Origin of the sequence: Streptomyces sp. TLI_55 (genome assembly GCF_900206255.1) — a bacterium.
GTDB lineage: Bacteria > Actinomycetota > Actinomycetes > Streptomycetales > Streptomycetaceae > Streptomyces > Streptomyces aquilus.
This window is the reverse complement of sequence record NZ_OAOJ01000002.1, coordinates 407,554-427,290: the sequence shown is the minus strand read 5'-3', so window position 1 is coordinate 427,290 and position 19,737 is coordinate 407,554. Positions and strand designations below refer to the sequence as shown.

The 19,737-nt window shown below is 69.8% G+C and carries 13 protein-coding genes and 1 pseudogene; 11 read left to right on the top strand and 3 right to left on the bottom strand.

Features of this window, described 5'->3' with window-relative positions:
• The first annotated feature begins 10 nt into the window (after nucleotides 1-10).
• Nucleotides 11-1,312 (top strand): hypothetical protein, encoded by a 1,302-nt coding sequence (locus CRP56_RS44715; RefSeq protein ID WP_179851395.1) that lies wholly within the window; start codon nucleotides 11-13, stop codon nucleotides 1,310-1,312.
• A gap of 11 nt (nucleotides 1,313-1,323) precedes the next feature.
• On the opposite strand, the pseudogene CRP56_RS44710 reads toward CRP56_RS44715, so the two are convergent.
• The 3 genes and pseudogenes from CRP56_RS44710 to CRP56_RS44700 form a co-directional block, all read right to left on the bottom strand.
• Nucleotides 1,324-2,093 (bottom strand): annotated as a pseudogene (locus CRP56_RS44710) (fructose-bisphosphatase class II family protein); the annotation flags it as partial.
• A 124-nt stretch (nucleotides 2,094-2,217) separates the two neighbouring features.
• Nucleotides 2,218-3,651, bottom strand: a complete 1,434-nt coding sequence (locus tag CRP56_RS48880) for a hypothetical protein (protein WP_257042321.1) — start codon at nucleotides 3,649-3,651, stop codon at nucleotides 2,218-2,220.
• On the bottom strand, nucleotides 3,648-5,072 hold the full coding sequence (locus CRP56_RS44700) for a hypothetical protein (RefSeq protein WP_097275662.1): 1,425 nt from the start codon (nucleotides 5,070-5,072) through the stop codon (nucleotides 3,648-3,650). The genes CRP56_RS48880 and CRP56_RS44700 overlap by 4 nt, the downstream gene beginning before the upstream one ends.
• Nucleotides 5,073-5,767: 695 nt before the next feature.
• Here CRP56_RS44700 and CRP56_RS44695 point away from each other — a divergent pair.
• From CRP56_RS44695 to CRP56_RS44650, 10 genes are all read left to right on the top strand, one after another.
• Nucleotides 5,768-6,706, top strand: a complete 939-nt coding sequence (locus CRP56_RS44695; protein WP_097275660.1) for a conjugal transfer protein — start codon at nucleotides 5,768-5,770, stop codon at nucleotides 6,704-6,706.
• A gap of 5 nt (nucleotides 6,707-6,711) precedes the next feature.
• Nucleotides 6,712-7,044 carry a hypothetical protein gene (locus tag CRP56_RS44690; RefSeq protein WP_097275790.1) on the top strand — a complete coding sequence of 111 codons (333 nt, stop codon included), beginning with the start codon at nucleotides 6,712-6,714 and terminating at the stop codon, nucleotides 7,042-7,044.
• A complete protein-coding gene (locus CRP56_RS44685; protein ID WP_179851394.1) occupies nucleotides 7,035-7,619 on the top strand; it encodes a hypothetical protein in 585 nt (194 codons plus the stop codon). The genes CRP56_RS44690 and CRP56_RS44685 overlap by 10 nt, the downstream gene beginning before the upstream one ends.
• The gene (locus CRP56_RS44680) at nucleotides 7,616-10,321 is read left to right on the top strand and encodes an ATP-binding protein (protein ID WP_097275656.1); all 2,706 of its coding nucleotides are present in this window, start codon (nucleotides 7,616-7,618) and stop codon (nucleotides 10,319-10,321) included. The genes CRP56_RS44685 and CRP56_RS44680 overlap by 4 nt, the downstream gene beginning before the upstream one ends.
• Nucleotides 10,321-10,704 carry a hypothetical protein gene (locus tag CRP56_RS44675; protein WP_097275654.1) on the top strand — a complete coding sequence of 128 codons (384 nt, stop codon included), beginning with the start codon at nucleotides 10,321-10,323 and terminating at the stop codon, nucleotides 10,702-10,704. Before CRP56_RS44680 ends, CRP56_RS44675 begins: the two co-directional genes overlap by 1 nt.
• A 42-nt stretch (nucleotides 10,705-10,746) precedes the next feature.
• Nucleotides 10,747-13,434: a hypothetical protein gene (locus CRP56_RS44670; RefSeq protein WP_306459482.1), complete on the top strand. Its 2,688-nt coding sequence runs from the start codon at nucleotides 10,747-10,749 to the stop codon at nucleotides 13,432-13,434.
• Between the two features lie 41 nt (nucleotides 13,435-13,475).
• Nucleotides 13,476-14,582 (top strand): C40 family peptidase, encoded by a 1,107-nt coding sequence (locus tag CRP56_RS44665; RefSeq protein WP_257042318.1) that lies wholly within the window; start codon nucleotides 13,476-13,478, stop codon nucleotides 14,580-14,582.
• Nucleotides 14,579-15,223, top strand: a complete 645-nt coding sequence (locus tag CRP56_RS47910) for a hypothetical protein (RefSeq protein WP_179851393.1) — start codon at nucleotides 14,579-14,581, stop codon at nucleotides 15,221-15,223. The genes CRP56_RS44665 and CRP56_RS47910 overlap by 4 nt, the downstream gene beginning before the upstream one ends.
• Nucleotides 15,199-17,826 carry an ATP/GTP-binding protein gene (locus CRP56_RS44655; protein WP_097275647.1) on the top strand — a complete coding sequence of 876 codons (2,628 nt, stop codon included), beginning with the start codon at nucleotides 15,199-15,201 and terminating at the stop codon, nucleotides 17,824-17,826. The genes CRP56_RS47910 and CRP56_RS44655 overlap by 25 nt, the downstream gene beginning before the upstream one ends.
• Before the next feature lie 1,204 nt (nucleotides 17,827-19,030).
• Entirely contained in the window at nucleotides 19,031-19,420 is a 390-nt protein-coding gene (locus CRP56_RS44650) for a hypothetical protein (RefSeq protein ID WP_257042317.1), read from the top strand.
• Nucleotides 19,421-19,737 lie beyond the last annotated feature (317 nt).

The window sequence follows — 19,737 nt, the reverse complement described above, 5'->3', positions numbered from 1 at the left end:
TGCTGGAAACATGGTGACCCACGGGCACGACGCTGGTCAGTTCGGCCAGGCGGCACCGTCTCGCCCGCCCAGCGCGTCACACACATTGCGCGGCGCGGAGAACCAGGAGACGCCGATGACAGAGGCTGCCGACTCGCCGAACCTCCACATGGCCGCGCCGTCGGTCTATCTCGACCTGTGGGTGTGGATCCGGCTGGCCCGCGCGGCGAACGGAGCACCGCGCGAGACATTCGACACCGCCGTGCTCACCGCCGTCAGGGACGCTTCCGCGGCAGGTGTCGTGTTCCCGCTCTCGGCCACCCACTACACGGAGATCGGGAAGATCACCGACCCTCGCCAGCGGGCGGACGTGGCCCGGATCATGGCATCGGTCTCCCACTGTCGCAGTATGCGTTCACGCCGTGTCTTGCTCCGGCACCAGATGCTGCACGCCATGCATGTGAGCTTCGGCAGGCCGGCGTTCCGGCCCAGCCCACCGCGGGTGCTCGGTATCGGGGCCGCGTGGGCGCTCGTCGGGGAGCGCGCCCCGCTGGTCTTGCGTGGTCCCTCCGGCCGCGTCGACATGGACACGGTCCCGGAGCTTCGGGACGTGCTGCGCAAGGCCAACCAGTACGCCGAGTTTCAGCTGCTCGCGGGTCCCAGGGACGAGGAGATCGAGGACCTGCGGCGGCTTGGTTACCGCCCCGAAGCCATGCGCGAGGTCACCCGGAGCAGGCTTGAGTGGGAGGAGACGTATGCCGGGATGCTCGCAGACGATCCGATCAGCCGGCACGAACTGCGTGTACGGATCCAGGCACGCGAAATCCTGCACGAACACTTCGAACTGCTCCACGAGCTACTGGCCGAGTACCGCATCGACCTTCACCGGGAGATCGGACTCAACCCGGATCGCCCGCGGTCGGGACGGCCGCGCATGACCGCGTTCGCGGACCGGATGCCGTCGGTGCGCATCGCCGTGGACCTGAAAGCCGCGCTGTTCAGCAACCAGATCAAGCCCTGGACGGTGAACGCACTGTTCGACGTCGACGCCTTGAGCATGGCGGTGCCGTACTGCCACGTCGTCGTGCCGGACCGGGAGATGGCGCATCTGCTGTCGCGGTCCAAGGTCGGTACGCGCACCGGCACCCGCATCGTCACGCGACTGCGGGACCTGCCCAGCGAGCTGGCCGACCTCCAGGCCCGGATACACCCCGTTGACGGTGGCTCATGGGACGCGGACTGGGGCGCCCCTGACGAAGACTTCTGCACCGACATGGAGGATCTGCGCGCTCTCGCACCGTGTCGCCCTGGTGATCGGGTGAAGGCGCGTTGAGCCCTCACGGCTCAGGAAGCCGCGCGGGCCGTTGTGCAACCGCCCCGAGAGCTGTAGGTGGACTCCATCTGACGGATGGTGCCGCTCTTGAAGCGCATGACCAGCGAGCTGGTGGTGGCCCGTTCGCCGCTGTAGCGCACGCCGCGCAGCAGCTCGCCGTCGGTGATGCCGGTGGCGGCGAAGAACACGTTCTCCCCGGTGACGAGATCGTTGGTGGTGAGCACCCGGTCCAGGTCATGGCCGGCGTCCAGCGCCTTGGTGCGCTCCTGATCGCCCTTGGGCCACAGCCGGGCCCCGGATGACGCCGCCCAGGCCTTTATGGGGCAGGCCGCGATGATGCCTTCGGGGGTGCCGCCGACGCCCAGCATCAGGTCCATGCCGTTGCCCTCGCGGGCGGCGCGGGTGGCACCGGCCACGTCGCAGTCCGAAATGAGCTTGATCCGGGCGTCGGCGTCCCGTACCTCCTTGGCCAGGTCTGGTGGCGGGGGCGGTCGAGGATGACGACGATGACGTCATCGACCGTGCTGTTCTTGGCCTTAGTGATCTGGCGAATGTTCACCGCGGGCGAGGCGGTGATGTCGACGTAGTCGGCGGCCCGCGATCCGGTCACCCGCTTGTCCATGTAGAAGACCGCGCTGGGGTCGAACATCGTGCCGTGCTCGGCCACGGCGAGGACCGAGATCGCGTTTGTTCGTACCCTTGGTGGTGAGCGTGGTCCCGTCGACGGGTCCACGGCGACGTCGCACTCGACGCCGGTCCCGTCGCCGATCCGCTCGCCGTTGCCCCGGCCAGTGAAATGGATAAGGGGGTCGGGGATCTCCGCCGGGGTGACCATGACGAACAGTGGCAGGCCCTTGGTGTCCACAACCAGGTGGCGCTTGCAGCCGTTGTCGAGGTGCTGGGTCTCACGACTGCTGGAAGATCGGCGGGAGTAAACCGTCGCCGGGCCAGAAGGCCCGCTCAGCAACGAGGCCTGTGAGGAACTTGTCGACCTCGGCCAAGACGGCGGCCCGCTCCTGTGGCCCGTAGATGATGACTTGGTTGGAGGCGGCGTCGACAACGCGGACTTGGCCATGAGGGCCGGCGCAGAGGAGGGCGCGTCCGATCTCGGGCAGGCCTAGGCTGAGGGCGTCGCACTCGCCTGCGCGGACGAGGTGCACAAGGTCGTTGGTGACCGTCTCCCAGTCGCCGACCTGGGGCCAAAGGGTTCCGCCGTCCAGTTCATGCGTGAGCGTGGAGAGAGGGATGATCTCGCCTGGTGTGCGTCCACGGGTGAGCAGGTCGTGGATTCGGGCGCCGTCGGGCTGTTGCACCTGAGGGTGGAGCAGGGAGTCGGCGGCGACCACGGTGGTGTTGATCTCCTGGGCGCCGGGGCCGGGGTAGTACGGCTCGTGTGCGAAGAGCAGGTAGGTGCCGGTGGTGCGGGCCGGAACGCCGGTCTGGTGCTGGGGCATGGGGTGGGGTTCCTTCAGCGGAGAGGTGCAGGGCGGACGTGCTGCGGTGGGTCGCGTCGCTGGTTCGAAGCCGGGCGGGAGGGGGCCCAAGGGGCCGTGCCCGCGGGGGGACTGGTTGGCTGGGTTGGGCGTGGGGTCGGCTCGGGTGCGTTCGAGGATCTGGGCGACCTGGTCGGCGAGCTGGACCATCAGCCGTTCGAGATCGATGAGCCGGGCCGAGACCGACTTGGTGTCGGTGGTCTGGAGCAGTTCGGCGGCCTGCCACAGGAAGGTGTGGCCGAGCTCGGCCGAGCGGCGTAGTTCGTAGCGATTGCTGCTGGCGGCGGCCTGCACGAGCGGGGTGTGCAGTGTGGTGAGGCGCTGAAGGTAGCGGCAGGCGGGATCGCCTTCGGCTATGCGGACGTACTCGCGCGCTCGGGTGTCCAGCAGGTGGGGCAGGTGTTGGGCGAGCAGTGGCATGAGCAGCATCGGCGGCAGGACGGTGTCGAGGGAGATGCCGTGGCTCAGGGCGAAGAGTCCTGCGAGGAGGCTGACGAGCGCGACGACCACGGTCGCCAGGCGCAGTGATCGCGAGGTCCCCAGGGCGATGCGTTGGGCGGGGCGTCTGGTCAGCCATCGCAGCGCTTGGCGTTGGGCGCCGGTCGCGGATGGGGTGAGCACCCCGATCTGGTGAGGGATTTCGGGCAGAGTCCCGTCGCCGGGGATGGTCCAGGCGAGCCAGCCCCACGAGGTGCGTTCGTGGATGAGCACTGGCTGGCAGGTGGCGGAGCAGGTGCCGTCGCAGACGTGGCCTGTGCGCAGGGCGCGACGGAGCTTCTTCTCCCAGCGTCCCGGGTCGGGCTGTGCGGCTGCGGCTGGCGGTGGGGTGCGCCGTGCGTCGGTCAAGGGAGGCTTCCTTCCAGGGGGTCGGTGAAGGCGGAGGCGCAGGTGGTGCAGCGGCCGTCGCCCTGGGGGTGGGCTCGGCGAGGGGTGGGGCCAGGGCAGGTGCGGCACGGCGGCCAGCCGAGGCAGGTCGGGCAGAGGTCTTCGCCGGGGGCGGTGCCAGGCACGCCGCAGCCGGTGCATTCGACGAGGGCCCGGTAGGTCAGGGCTTCGCTCACCGTGCGCGAGGCTGCGGAGTTCACCGGTGGGAGCGGCGGTTCGTCGTGGGGGTGCGCGGAGTGGTTTTCGCCCGCCGTGGCGGGTGGCGGGAATGCTTGGGCCGCTCTCAGACGTGCGGCGATGATCGCGCCGACGGTGGTTCGGACTGGGTGCGGCAGTGGGCGGTCGGCGATGACGTGCGTGAGCTGCTCGCGCGTCCAGCCGGCGGCGAGCATCGCGGTGACGGTTCGGCCTTGCTCGGCAAGGACCTGGTCGGTGAGAAGGAGCCGGGGGGCCCGGGCACCGAGCGCCAGCAGGAGGCGGACTCCTGGTTCGAGGTCCTCGGGCGCTGGTGGGGTGGGGGCCGTCCGTGCGGCGGCGTGCTCGTGGCGCGTGCGCGTGGTTCTGGCACGGGGAGGGAGGGGGCTGGTGTTCTGCTGAGTGGTCTTCTTTCTGTTGGTGTTCTTAGTGGGCGGATCAGCCAACGTAGGGTCAACCACTGGTGGAAAACCCGACTCTGGCTGTGAGCTGGCGTTTTGCAGGGCGGGCAGGTCGGTGATGAAGTAGGCGGCCGCGCCGAGGGTGCCGTCCGCCTCGCGCTCGCGTTCACGGACGAGGAAGCCGTGCTTCTCCAGCTCCTTCAGACCGCTCTTGACGGCTGATTCGCCGTCGCGGCCGCGACGTGCGATGTCAGCGACCGTCATCCGCCAGCCCTCCTGGTGTGTGGAGAGCAGTCCGAACAGCCCCTTGGCCTTGAACGACAACTGCGGGCTTCTGAACAGGCCGTTGGCGACCTGCGTGAACTGATCGGCCGCCATCACGCCCCGGCGGATGCCTGCGGGGAGCGCGTCACTGGCTACGGTGTCGATGCCCAGGGCGTCGGGAAAGGAGCCGACCGGCGCGAGGCCGAGGACAGCCGGACGGTCGGTGATGCCGTAGACGATCTCGCCCAGGGTGCCGTCCGGGCGGCGCAGGCGTTCGCGGATCAAATAGCCGTGGACTTCCAGTTCCTGCAGACCGGTCCGGACGGCCTCCCGGCCGTCCGGTCCCAGGCGGACGAGGTCGGCAATCGTCACCTGCCAGCCGTTTCGGTGCGTGCTGACGTACCCGAAGATCCCCTTCGCCTTGAAGGACAACTGGGCGTCGCGAAAGAGTGCGTTGGCGATCTGCGTGAACTGATCCGCCGCCATCACGCCCCGGCGGATGCCTGCCCCGAAGCGGCTCACCGCCGCGCCCCGGCACCGGCCGCGCGCGGGCCACGAGGCACCGGGCGCGTCGCCGTGTGGCGGCGGCCTGTCGTCGAGGGCGTCAAGGCGTGCATGCGGTCCATGCCGTCAGCTCACTCGCCGACCCCGACCAAACGGACGGCCACCAGCCCCGACCATCTGTCACGATCCGGCAACGCGCCCTCTGGTCTGCCGTGGTCGGGCTCATGGTCGGGCCGACCACGGCCCCGCGGCCGCACGCGGTGCGCAGCCCGGGTGCGTATCCCCGGATGAGCACTGCGCACCCCGGGCTGCGCACCGCGTGCGGGATCGTGCGCAGTCGGCATGTGCGTATCGGCTGCGCAGTCAGCCCGGATCTTCGCGCCTTCTTCGTGCACAGGTTCGGATGCGCATTGCGCAGGCTTGGTCGCGGGCCCGGGTGAAGGCCGGTGCGCAACGCTGAGCGGTCCCATTGCCGGGTGGCACGAGCGGGTCTCGAAGCACCCCCACGCGTTGTTATGTGCTGGACGAGAAGAGCGGCCGCCGGCTCGCGGTCAGGGGCGTGGTTGGGGTCATGGTCGGGCCGACCATGACCCCAACCACGGACTTCGTGGCCCTTTCGTGACTGTGGTCGGGCCTTCGCGGTTGGTGGTCTGGTCGGGGTCGGCGGGTTTGCTCAAGGTCAGCAACATCCGTTCTGACCTGGGAGTTTCACCATGTCTCGTCGCAAGCAGGCCTCGGAGGACGAGGTCGCTGCTCCGATGGCGGCAGGCGCGCGCCTGGAGGCGATGCGGCGGCGTGTCCGTCTGTCGCGTGTGGCGGTGTGGACCGTCATCGCGGCCGGCCCGATCGCCCTGGGCCTCGCCGTCACTTCCACCCCGACCACGGTGGTGGCGGCTGCGCAGGACACGCCCGCCGCCTCATTGCGCAGCGGGTCGGCCGCTGCCGACCCGGCTGGCTATGCGCAGTTGTTCCTCGGCCTGTGGTTGCGCAGCAGCACCGATGACGCGTCGACTGCGCAAGCCGCCTTTGCGCAGTCGATGGCGCCGAACGTCGACCTGCCCGACCTGGCGCCCGATGCGCAGTCACCGCTGGCGTCCGTGACTGCGGTGCGCAGTGCGCAGCGGACGGCGGGCGCGTGGTCGGTGACGGTAGCTGCGCAGTACGGCGACGGGCGGGTGCGCTATTTCGCCGTGCCCGTCGCCGCTGATCGCCAAGGCGCCTCGTTCACTGTGACTGGCGCACCGGCAGTCGTAGCGGGCCCAGGCCGCGCCGAGGTGTCGACGTCGGTGTACGGGGTGAGCGTTCCCGAGGGGGATCTGTCCTCTGCGGTCGAGGAGTTCCTTGGCGCCTACCTGACCGGGGCCGGGGAAGTGGACCGCTACCTCGCGCCCGGTGCGCAGCTCACCGCCGCCACCCCCGCACCGTATTCAGCCCTCTCCGTGCGACAGCTGGAGGCCGGCGAAGAGGCCGCGGCCGCTGAGAAGGTACCGGCCGACGGCACGGCGGTCCGCGTTCTGGCTCAGGTGGAAGCCCGGGACGCCGACGGTCGGTGGCCGCTGGCCTACGAGCTCGTCCTCACGGCCCGCTCGGGCCGCTGGGAAGTCTCGCGCCTCGAGTCGGGTGCGGCTGCCGGCAACGGAGGTGCCCGGTGAACGGGATGAACAGCTGGCTGCTCGCCGGAGATCTGGACAACCTGGGCGACTCGTGGATCGACATGTTCGGGGACTGGGCGTCTAAGGGATTGCAGGTGGGCCTGCTCGTCGTCGTCGTTGTTGTCATGATCCAGAAGTTCAGCCTGAAGGCGGGGATCGGCGCCCTGCTGCTGATGATCATCGCGTTGGGGTTGTACAACTCCCGCGGCGACCTCTCGAACATGTTCGAGGACGAGATCAAGAACCCTGCCAAGGGGGCGCCCGTCGTCCCCGGCCCGGTGCGCGGCGCTGATCCGGCCTTGCGGGACCACGTGGCGGGCGTGGGGGGTTGGCTGTGAGCGCCGCTGCCCGCGTGGGGCGCTTCTACACCGGCGCTCGTCGTCACCCCTGGGTGCTGGGGAAAGTAGCGGACTGGAAGATCCCGCTCGGCCCTTACACGCCCGCGCAGATTGCGGTCGCTGTCGTCGGTGGCTTCCTTCTGGAGAAGACTGTCAGCTGGTGGTCTGTGCTGGGGCCGGTACCGATCGCGACGTGGGTGCTGGCCATCTGGGCTGTGCGCCGTCAGAAGATCCATGGCCGCGCCCCGCTGCAGGCGGCGCTGGGCTGGGTGCTGCTGGGGTGGCAGCCGCGCGGCGGACGGATCGGCGGGCGGGCAGCCCGTGACCGCGCTGCCCGAGCGCTGCTCGGCGGTTTCACCATCGAGGGCATCCCTGAGGCTGACCGGTTGCCCGCAGGGCACGGCCCTGCTCGCTGGCACAACAGCCGCAGGCGCCCGGCACATCCTCCCGTCGAAGCGCGGCCGTCGACGCCGCTGCGCACCCACGCGGCCACCCCTGCAGCGCAGCGTGGCGGGCCCGCGTCAGGAGTGCAGCAGCTCCTTGCGCTCGCCGTACAGGACGGGGGTGCGCGATGAGGGTGCCGATCCGGCACATCGCCGGCCACCTGGTCTGGTCGACGCAGGGCAGCGTGTGGGCCGTCTACCGGCTCCACCCGGGACCGGACGCCCGCGGTCAGGTTGAGGAGAGCGTGCAGGGCACCTATGTGCCCGCCCAGGTCCGCGACGAGCAGCTCGCCAAGATCACGCACATGGTGCGGTCCCTGACCGGGGCGCCGCGGCTGTTCGGACTTGCCGCCCAGGTCGACCCCGGCGAAATCGCCCTGAAGATGATCGAGGGGATCGAGCCCGCCGACCAGGAGCCCGGCGCTGATCATCCGTGGGTGGAGAACGTCGAAGCCATGCTGGACCTGCTGGACGAGCAGGAGATGCACCGCCGCACGCTGTGGCTGGCCGTGCCGCTGCACACCGAGTCCGCGGGCCTGCAGATGTCAGCCCAGCTCGGTGCGGTGTGGGCCGAGTTCGCGCCGCTACTGGGCCTGCGTCCGGCACCGGTGACCCGCCGCGAGGTGGACGGCTACCGCGAGCAGGCCGCCAGTGTGGAGGCAGCGCTCGCTGGCGGGATCGCGTTCCGCCCCGCCCGCCCGGCAGAGATCGTGTGGATGCTGCAGCATGCCCTGCACCGCGGCCTGGCCGAGCCGCTGCTGGCCGAGGCCGAAAGCAGTGACCTGTACGGCGGGCATGTACGCCAAGGAGTGCTGCACTCCCCTAGTTACGCCGACCTCGGGCAGGTGCGCCTCCAGGAGGGCGGCATCGACCCCGACCTCGACGGCGCAGACGAGCTCAGTAGCACGGGCCGCCCTGCCCGGTCGAGCCGGCTCTCCCGGTCGGGGCGCACAGCGTGGTGGCGGCTGAACAGTGGCTCGCCGCTCGGGCGGCGCTGGCTGCAGGTGGAATCCGACGCCGGGGTGGGCTACCAGGCGCAGTTGGCGCTGGCCGAGTGCCCGCCCGCGGTCAGCCAGGACGCCGCTGATCTATTCGCGCAGTTGGAGAGCCTGGATTTCCCTGTCGACTACACCGTCGATCTCACCCTCGTGCCCGCGGAGAAGGCCCGCGCGCAGGTGCAGCGCAAGAAGAACGAACTCATCGACCAGGCCGACCAGTACGACGCCCGGCCCACCGGTATGCCGGCGTCGCTGAGTGAGGCTGCCCGCGACCTGGGCGAGCTGGACGCCCGGCTGTCGCGCACCAGCGTGGAGGTGGAGGTGCAGTCGGTGACGGTGCTGACGGTGTGGGGGCCGACCGCCGCCGTCTGCGATGCCCGCGCCCGGGCGCTGGCCGCCCTCCTGGCCGGCGCCGACTACCGGGCCGTGCGTCCGGCGGGACTGCAGGAAGCCCTCTTCACTCTGGGGCTGCCCGGCACCGTGCGGCCCGGTGTGGCGCGGGAGTTCACCCAGCATCAAGTCAGCGAGGACTGGGCCCTTTCCGGAGCCTTCACCCTCGCGGAGGTCGGCGATCCGAACGGCATGTTCCTCGGCATCGACCTGGACTGCGGCACCACCCGCCCGGTCATGATCAACGTGGCGGACGCGCCGAAAGTCGACGCCTCCGCCTCGATGGGCATCGTCGGCGATCTCGGCGCCGGCAAGAGCGTGCTGCAGAAACTGATCGGCGAGGCGGTGTGGGCGCGCGGCGGCTGCGCGATCTGTATCGATCGCACCCCGGTGCGCGAGTGGGCGACCTTCGCCCGCAGTGCCGCCGGGGGACGCGTGCAAATCATCGACGCCGCGCAGGCCGAGGTGTCGATCGACCCGTTGCGCATGTTTCCCGGGCCCGAGGGCCAGCACTACGCCCTGTCCTACCTGACACTTCAGCTGGGTATCGGACCGATGAGCACCTCCGGCGAGGTCCTGCACCACGCCGTCGAGCGGGCATCCGCCGGCGACAGCCCGTCGATGCACCGGGTCCTTGAGGTCCTGGAGGAGATGGCCGCCCGGGAGGCGGGCAAACGGCAGGACGCGGCCGCCACCTTGGCCGGCCTCATCCGGGTGGTGGCCACCCACTCCCTTGCTGCGATGGTCTTCGACCCCGCGCTGCCTCCGGTGCGGCTGGACGCCTCCAGCGCCCACGACATGATCGTCATCACTACGGCGGGGCTGAAGCTGCCCCCCAAGGCCGCCTTCGCCAACCCGGAGGTGCTGCACCAGCAGCCCCTGGAAGCGCTGATCGGGCGCGCGGTGCTGTACTTGATCGCGGCGATCGCCCGGCAGACCGCCTTCGAGGATCCCGAGCGGTTCACCGCCGTGGTCCTGGACGAGCTGTACTGGCTGACCTCGTCGGCCGAAGGCACCGCGCTGGTCCACGAAATCCTCCACGACGGCCGCAAGCACGGCGCCGGCCTGCTGGCCGGCTCCCACGACGCGGCCGAGCTCGGCCCTGACTGCGGACTGATGGCTTACCGGGCGCTGGCCCGCACTGTGGACCGCGAACGCGCCCGTCGCGGCCTTGAATTCATCGGTCTTGATGCCGACGACGCAGAGCTGCTGCGGCTGGTCACCGCGGGCTTGTCCCCGGTCGGCCAGAAGGGCCGGGAGGGCGAGTTCCTGCTGACCTGCCCCCGCCAGAACACCGGCCGGATCAAAGCCGTCATCCCCCGCATCGGGCGCATCGCCTCCTCCATCACCACCACCCCCGGACGCCGCACCACGACGGCAGCGCATGCCGCGGCGGAGCCGGACTCCGGCGTCGGCGCAGGCGAACGTCCGAAGGAGCACATCTGATGCCCCGCTCTTCGTCCTTCTCCCCTTCCCGCTCGCGTCGTCTGGCGGCCTGGGTGAGCGGGCTGACCGTAGTCGTCGTCGCGGCCGCCGTTCTCGCCCTGGCTGCGGGAACGAACCTTCCGGAGGCGTGGTGGCCGCGCACCGGCGCCGCGTTCACCGCCGAACCCTCCGCCACGAGCCAGGACTCCTGCGACCTGATCAAGGGGCCGGCCAGGGAGTACTGCGAGCACGGCGTCACCACCTCTGCCTCTATAACTCCCCCCGCTTCCGGCGGCGGGCAGGATGCCGCCGGCGCGCTGTGGCCGCTGGTCTCAGCAGGAACTGCACTCGCGGCCCTGATTGTGTGGCGGCGCCGCGCCGCCCCGGCGCGAGAGCGGGTCTGAATGTTCCGTCCAGACCGTTGCACGCTCCGCTCAGCAGGCTTCGTGGTGCTCCTCGCCGCCGTGTTCGTCATGGTCAACACCCAGGTCGTGTATGCGGCGAGCGGATCCAGTGACACTGGCGATCTGCTGTCTCCGCTGAACATCACTTCCAGCGAGGGCGTTCCGATCGACGGCTACGAACTCGGCGCGCAGGGCGGCTCGATCTTCAGTTTCCAGTCGCAGTCCCTGGCGTTCACCCTGTCCGGTCTGTTCACCGTGATCCGGCTGCTGGTCGGCCTGGCCGGGTGGGCGATCGAACTCGCCTTCCGCTTTCCCCTGCTGGACATCCTCATCAAGCCTGCGCAGCGGGTCGCTGACGCCTACAACACCGTCGTCGTCGACACCCTCGGGCTGAAGGGGCTGTTGCTGGCCTGGGCTTTCGTGTTTGCCGGATTCATGATCGTGCGGGGGCGGGTCGGCCGCGGACTGGGCGAAATCTTCCTCACCCTGACCATCGGCGCGTTCGCCGCGTCCGCGTTCGTCCGCCCCGACTATCTGCTCACACCGAACGGTCCGCTCGGACAGGCGCAGCAGGTGGCCGCCGAGGTCGCCAAGGAGAGCGTCAACTCCTACGACTGGGGCGGCAAGCTCGCCAGCCTCAGCCCGTGCGACCGGATGGCCGGCCAGCAGGAGGCCAAGTGCCTGCAGGAGGAGGCCGCGGCGCCGGTCGCGGCCACCGAGGTGGCCCGCCCGCTGCAGGACTCGATCACCAACGCGCTGATCGTCAAGCCGTACATGCTGCTGGAGTACGGGCGCATCCTCGACCCCGCCAAACCCTCCGACCGCAAGGCCTACGCCGTCCACCTCAAATGGATCACCGGCGGCTACAAAGCGGGCAGCGGCCCAGTCAGTGAGGAACGCAAGGACGCCTGCAGCAAAATCAAGGGCCCGGCCAAGAAGTACTGCGAGCACGACGGTCCCTCCGGCGACGACGCTGAGGATCCCACCGAGGGCGTAGGCGGTTTCGGGCTCGCGCCGGGCCAGTCGCTGGCGGACATCGACAGTGCCGCCTTCAGCGACGAGGGACGGCAGTTCGCCGCCTTCCTCGACGACCTGAAGAACTCCGGCGAGGTGGGCAAGGCGTGCGCCGCCTACGCCGCAAAGCCCACCTGGTGGCGGGTGGGAGGCGCGTTTCTGCTGCTTGTTGCGGCGTTCTTCATCTGCGGCATGCTGCTGTCCAGCGCGATCGTGCTGCTGGGCACCCAGGGCATCGGCGCCGCGGCCGCGGCCAGCGGGGCGATGACGTTCATCGCGGCCATGCTGCCCGGCCCGCCCCGCCAGTCGGTGTGGAAGTGGCTGTCGATCTGGGGTGTGGCCATCTTGGCCATGGTCGGCATCTGCGCGTTCGTGCCGTTCTTCGGTATCGCCGTGGACGCCACCATCACCAACGGCCCCGACCTGATGGTCGAACGCATCCTCCTCATCGACGTGCTGGCCATCGCCGCGGCGGCCGGGCACCGTCGCCTGCTGGCCGGGATCAGCTCCTTCGGACGGCGCATGGCCATGCGGATGCGCTACGCCAAGGTCGGCGGTACCCACATGCCGGGCGACACCTCCGAGCTCGGCGCCGCGCTCGCCATGAACTCCCCCGCCGGGTTGGGCGGCTTCGGCGGCGGTCTGCCTGCTTTCGGTGGCGGTGGGGGCCGGTTCGGAATGCTGGGCACCCGCCAGCGGCTTATGGGGGCGCTGTCCTCGCTGTTCGACGGGGCGGGCATGCCTGTCGACACCGGCCGCATCCTTGCCGACGCCACCGCCGAAGCCGGCCGCGGGCTCGCGCCGGTCACCGCGGCCGTCGCCGCGGGTGGACTCGGCGCCCGCCTCGGCCTGAGTGGAGCCCGGCTCGGGGCGAAGGGTGCGCACTGGCTGCTGATCGGCCGCCGCCCCGACCGGGACAAGCTCGCACAGTGGCAAAAGCCCACCGCCGACGACGGCCCGAGCACCGGCCCGTACGGGGGCCCGGGCGCGGGGCCTGGTGGTGGAGGCCCGCGGCGGCCGGGCGGGCCACCGGACCGCTACCGCGACGAGGATGGGCAGGTCGTCGACCGGCGCACCGGCCAGGTGCTGCACGACCAGAACAGCGACCGCACTCTGTTGTCCACGCGCGCCCACAACCGGCTGGTGCGCTACCGCGGTTACCGCATCCTGCACCGCGGCGGCCGCGTGGTGTACGGGGCGACGGTCGGCTTGCCGGCCAATGCCCGCCGGGCCCGTCAGGGTGGTTCACGCCTCTCCCAGGACGCCCGCCAGCAGCTGCAGGTGTGGCGTAACACCGGCCGCGAGGACCGGCGTGCCTGGGGTGACACTGGCCGACACGTCGGCCGGGTCATGCGCGAGGACCGTGACGACCGCGGCGGCACCGGTCCGTTTACCAGCAGTCGCCGCCTGCCTGCGAGCCCTTCGGCGGCCGCGCCGCGTCCCGACGGTGCGGCGGCCGGCGCGGCTGTTCCACTCAGCCGGGAAGAGGTCCGGCGTCGCTTCGGCCCGCAGGAGAGCACGGGATCGGGTGGGCTGTCGGACAGCTCGTCCTCCCGTCCTTCACCGCGGCCCGCCCCACCTGAATCGCCCCGGTCTTCCACGCCGCGGGTTGCGCGCGGCTCGGGACGGTCAGAGGCCGCCGAGATGATCCAGCGGATCATGCGGCGCAACGAGGAGCGGGCTCGTGGGCAGGCGGAGGACGGTGAGGAGGAGTGAGGCCTCATCGCCGCCGCGTCGGGCGATGGGGATGCGTGGTTGTGGTGCTGTTGCTCGGCGCCGTTTGCTGCGCTGCCCCCATCACGGGCGCGATCAGCGCCTACGTCGCGATAGAGACAGGTGCCCAGAGCGATTCCGGGATCGCCGAAGGCGGCACTTCCGCGGACATCCCGGCCCGGATGCTCACGGCGTACAAGAAGGCCGTACAACAGGTCGGCCGGCATGCGCGGAAGTGCCGGGGCATGCGGTGGCCGATCCTCGCCGGGATTGCCAAGGTCGAGTCCAACCACGCCACCGGCCACGCCATCACCGCGAGCGGCGACATCCGGCCCAAGATCTATGGCGTTCTGCTCAACGGGTCCGGGGCCGGCGGCAACACCACCTCCTTCCCTGACACCGACGGCGGCCGCTGGGACGGCACCGCGACCGGCGAACGGGCTGTTGGCCCCTTCCAGTTCCTGCCCTCCACCTGGAACAGCATCGGCGAGGACGCCAACGGTGACCAGGTGGCAGATCCGCACAATGCCGACGACGCCGCGCTCGGCGCCGCTCTCTACCTGTGCGGTGACGGACGCGATCTGACCCGACGCTCCCAGCTCAAGGCGGCGATCTACCAGTACAACCACTCCACCGAGTACGTGGCGAACGTGCTGGGGTGGATCGACCAGTACAGCGCCGCTGCCACCGGCCCCGGCCTGGGGAACGTTTCGGGGGATGTCCGCACGGTCATCGAGGCGGCGCTCTCCCAGCGGGGCGTGCCCTACTCGTGGGGCGGTGGCAACGCTCAGGGTCCCTCCTACGGGATCTGCTGTTCGCCCAGTGGCAAGAGCGGCGCGGCCATCAAGGGGTTCGACTGCTCGGGGCTGACGACCTACGCCTATGCCCGGGCAGGCATCCGCCTGCCGCGCACTGCGGCCGCCCAGGCCGGGGTCGGCAAGCGCATCCCTGCCCGTCTCGGCACGGGCGCCCTCGAGGCGGGTGATCTCGTCTTCTACGCCTACGCTCCTGGCCGCGATTCGACGATCTATCACGTCGGGATCTACCTGGGCGGCGGGCAGATGGTGAACGCCGCCCGCCCGGGCACGGTGGTACGGCAGGACGCGGTGGATGCCATGTCGGGCTATGCGGGGGGTGCTCGGCTGCTATGACCGTCCCGCCGCGCTCGCCTCGGCTTCTGGTGCTGAGCACCGTCATCCTCATCGTCGTCGGTGCTTTGCTGCTGGCTGTGCCCCAGGGGCAGGAGCCGCCGGTGTCCGCCGTGCCCCTGAACTCCGGTGTGCCGACGGGCTGGCGGTCGCCTCCGGCAGCGTCTGCATCTGTCCCGGCGACCAGCAGAACTGCTGCGCCGGCCACGTCGTCGGCGTCGCCGTCATCGCCGCTCATGCCGTCCGCGCTGCCTCCGCATGGCGAGGGCCCGGCCGGTGACCGCTCTGTCCAGCAGTCGCTTGAGGCGGCCTGGCCCGCGGACCTTCCCGCCGCCGATGTCCGGGAGTTGCTTGCTGCGGGCCGGGCGCTGCTGCGTGCGGACGCGACGGGAGTGGGCCGTGCGCGGTGGCCGGGGGTCTTTCCCGCCGCGGGTGCCGTGGCGCCGGCGTTCGCGCGGGCTGGCTTCCGTATCCAGGCCGCGATCGCCCGCCGTGACGGCAGCCCGGGCAAGGCGGTGGTGCATCTGGTGTGGGCCGGCACGGACCGCGGCGGCACCTTCACCGATCTGCGCATCACCGACTGGCATTTCACCCGCAGCAGCAAGAAGGGAGCATCGGCATGGATTCCGCAGTCCCCTACCTGAGCGGCAGGGCTCCGGAGACGGCCTCGGGACAGGTAGTCGCTCTGATCACCGGCCTGTTCGACGCCGCTGACTGGCTTTACGACCACTGGTATCTGCTGGCTCTCGCGGTCGCTGCGTGCTGGGGGCTGGCCGAGCTGGTGATTCGGCGGCTCGCGGAGCGTGCCTCGGCCGAGCGGATGGCCCTGGAGCTCACCCCGAGCCGGCTATTCGATCCTGGTCTCGAGGAGATCTTCCGGCGCGGTGTGCAGCTTGCTCGCGCGTCCACGTCCATGCCGTGGTGGGCGCCGCGCCGGTCCAAGGCCATACAGATCCGGTTGCGCGCCGACGGCACGGTTCCTTTGCGGTACCGGATCGAGGGCCCTGCAGGCGGGGAGCGGCTGTTGTCGATCACGCCGTTCGGTCCGGGTGTCAGCGTGGAGCGAGGTGAACCGATCAGGGACGAGCCACGCGAGCACGTGGTGCGGGCGGAGTTCATCTTGCGGGGCAAACTCACGGCTCCCCTGCGCGAGGTGCCGCTGGATCCTGATCCGCTGCAACCGCTGGTGGACGCCGTCTCTGACTTGCGCGTCGACTTGGGAGACTTGGCGGAGGTGCGGCTCGACATCCAGCGGGCGCCCAGGTGGGCGCTGCGCGCGCGGCGTACGCAGCTGATGTCCCTCGCGCGCCGAGCTGAGCGCCGGGAGTCCGCACGGGCTGCGCGCTGGATACGGCAGGATGCCGCCGGCATCGAAGACTCCCTGCTCGGGCAGGTGCAGCAGTTGGTGAGCGGCTCAGACCATCCGTCTGCCGGGCGGCGGCTGGTGATGCCTCCCGTGCCCCGCCGGGTAGACCGCGACGAAGCGCTCGGCAAACTCGCCGAGGACGACCACCTGGTGCGGGTGCAGCTGTTGGTGATGTGCGCGTCCAACACCGAGGGCCGCGCCCAGGCCCGGCTGGCGCAACTGCAGGCCGCGTTCGACGTGTTCGGGGGCCGCTCCCGGTGGGCGATGCGCGGGTGGCGGATCGGGCCATGGCGGATCGGTGCTGATCACTGGCCCACCCGGCATGCCTTCGAGCGGCGCTGGAATCTGGGTCAGTGCCAACCGCCGCGCGCGAACTGGGTGCGGCTGGAGGAACTGGCGGGGCTGCTCAAACCCCCCACCGTGCACTGCCGTCTGCCGCTGCTGGCGAGAGATCTGCCGGACTTCGAGTTCGGGGATCCGGAGCTGCTGCTGCAGGGCTACTACCGTGGACCGGACGGACGGCGCCGCCTGGTGGCCACGTATGCGGCGGAGACACTGTTCGAGTGCGCCGTCGGCAAAGCTGGTGCCGGCAAGACTGAGCGGGCGCTGGCACAGGCGGTTGGCTGGGCGCATGCCGGCGGCGGCCTGATGTTCGTCGACCCCCACCGTGACTCGTGGCCGCGCGCGCTACCTTTCCTCGCGCACGACCATCTGATGGAGCGGATCGCGTTGATCGACCTCAACGCCTTCGGGTCTCGCCCACTGTTGAGTTCGTGGAATCCGCTGGCCATGCATCATGGGCAGGCTGCGCACGAGGTCGTCGAGGCGGTTGCCGACGCGTTCGCCTCCGCCCTCGGCTGGGACGACGCCGCGGCTCCCAGGGCGCTGACGATTTTCACCGCTGCCCTGGCGGTGCTGACCGCCGTCAATCAGGCCGCTTGCCTGGCCGGCCGCCCCACAGACCAGGCCACCCTGTTCCAGGTGCAGTCGCTGCTCACTGACTCGGACTTTCGCAGCGCGGCGCTGGCCGCCGTGGCGGAGCGGCTGGATGAGGAGACGCTGGCCTGGTGGAGGACGGTGTTTCCGACGTTTCCGGCCGACGCCTTCGGTGTGGTGCTCAATCCGATCGCCCGCCTGGCTGCCAACCCGGTCACCCGGGCTTTCCTCGGCCAGCCCGTCGGCGTCTACAACAGCCGGGCGGCCATGGACAACGGGCTTGTCGTGTGGGTGTGCCCGGCGGGGAATGGGCCCACCGACCGGCTGCTGACCGCGCTCATCGCCCGCGATCTGCTGCGCGCGGTCCGCTCCCGCAGAGATACACCTGAGGAGCAGCGGCGCCCGTTCCGGTTGTACTTCGACGAGCTGATCACCCTCACTGGGGCCGCGCCGGAGACCATCGCGGCGATGTTCGAGGACTTCCGCAAGTACAAGGTCACCGTGCACGGCATGACCCAGCTTTTGGGGCGGCTCCCGGCTCCGGTGCGGATGTCGCTGACGCAGAACGCCTCCACGCTGGCCTCCACCACCGGCTCGAGGCTTGCTATCGCGCCGATCACCGCGGAATGGGGTGACAAGCCCAGCCCGGAGGAGGTTGCTGCGCTCGACAGGTTCGAGCACTACGTGTCGCTCAGTGTCGGCGGCCGCCGCATCGGCCCGGTCCGCCTCACCGGCCCGCACTTGGACTCGGTCTTCGCCAACTGGGCCCGCCCGGACAACGTTTCTGCACTGGAACGCGCCGCCTGGTCCATGGCCCGGGCCCGGCCTCTGGAGGAACTGACGGCTGCCGCCACCGCACAGCAGGCGTGCGTCACGGCTTTCCTCGCTCAGCATGCGCCAACGGCTAGCGCTGTCCGTCTGAGCAAGCAGGAGGGTTACCAGTGACCGCTGCCGGCGTTCCTGTATCCGGAGATGCCGCGGGGTGCTGGAGTTCTCAAAGCCCTGAAAGAGCACGCTCTCGCCTCCCCTGTGTGGGTTCTGTCGAGGCGCGGCGCCCGCCAGCCGGCGGAGTTGATGCGGCGGCACGGTGCACTCCGGGCTAATGCTGCGGCTCTGTAACCACCCGCGAAACCCCTTGCTCTTTGCTTAAGTGAACCAATAGGTTACTTCCTCACGGCAAGCACCACAGGACACAGAACCCTATTTTTCCCGCAACTTGGAGCGATGCACGTGACGCACCCATCGGAATTGCTTCGCACAAACGAAGGCCAAAAGCGGGCCGCGCGGCCAGTGCGGACTGGAGCTGTCTCGCGCGTCGCCGCCCTGGCTCTAGCCTTCGCAGCCATACCGATGCTGGTCGCCGCCGCCGGCTGCGAGCAGGAGGCCGGTGAAAGCGCCGCCCCTTACGGGCAGGGCTCTGCGTCTCCCGCGCCGACCTCCGGCCGCCCGCGAGAGGCCGGCCTCGCACTGCGCACGGGAGCCACGCCTGCACCTCCCAAGGTCCTCGACATCGGTGCCGCCCCGCTCAACATCATTGAGGTGGTCACCGGACTGAACGGCCTCGAGCGGCCGCATGGCCCGGGACCGAGTTGACGCTCCGACAGGGGCTCGTCACCCCAGCCGCGCAGGGCCGGAGTCCGGCGCGTGCAGGCGTCATGCCCGGCAGAGCACTGCGGCCCGTTCGCGACCGAATCGAGCGAATACACACGACTACAAATCGACTTCCGGTCTCAAATGTGACCGGGTACGTCCCGAGTTGTACGAGTGAACTCAACTATCACACTGGGAAAGTTGACTGGCATATGCGTAACCTTGCGATCACGCAGAATCATTTCCGCAGCTCGAAGCGGCCGTGCGCCCACATCGCCAAACAGCGGCGGGCCGAGGCAGCGGTCGTGTCGTACGCGTCGTACGGGGAGACAACGTGACACGAGCAACACGAGCCAAGACTGGGCGCCGCGGTGTTCGCGCCAGCACGCACGCAACCACCCTGCTCGTTATGGGCTGCCTGGTGGCACTGGCCGGATGCAGCTCCTCCAACAGTGACAGTAAGGGGGGCTCCGCGCAGACCTCTGCCCCCGGGGCATCGAAGCCTGCTGCGACACCCTCTTCAGACCCGCAGGCTGCAGAAAAGAAGGACCTTCTGAGTGTGTACGACACCTTCTGGGCCGAGCAGGTCAAGGCCTACGCGCAGGGCGACACCAAAGGCACTGAGCTGAAGAAGTACGCCACGAAGGAGGCCCTCGGCGGGGTGCTAGGCGACTTGCTTGTGATGAAGAAAGCGGGCACCGCAACGAAGGGCGCCCCCACGCACCGAGCAGAGGTCACAGCGCTCGTGCTCTCCGGCAGCACTCCGACAGCGACCGTGGAGGACTGCCTGGACATTTCGAACTGGAAGACCATCAAGAAGCAGTCGGGGCAGGTGCAGCCGTTCCCCTCAAATCAGCCCTTGCGCTACATCACCACGGCGAAGGCTGAGAAGTGGGGGAAGCAGTGGATGATCACAAAGCTGACTCCGGAGGGGGATCGCAGGTGCTGAGACGACTTCAGCTCCCCTTATTAGCCGCGGTCACCTCGGTCGCGGCGCTCGCCGGGCCAGCGTCCGCGGAGGACGATCCCGTCATCGGTGGCGACTGCCAGGGCACGAGCAAGTGGGTGACGGTTTGCCGACAAGAGCCCGGCACTTCGAAGGACTCTCAACCACAAGGCGGCAGTTCCTCCAGTGACGACTCGGGGAGGGCGGACAGCAAGCCCGCACCACAACTCTGCACGGTCGAGAAACTCGATCCTCAGCCGCCCGCCAGCGATCCTGTGTGGGGCGCACACAAACCGGGCGACGGGGCCATATACGTCCGG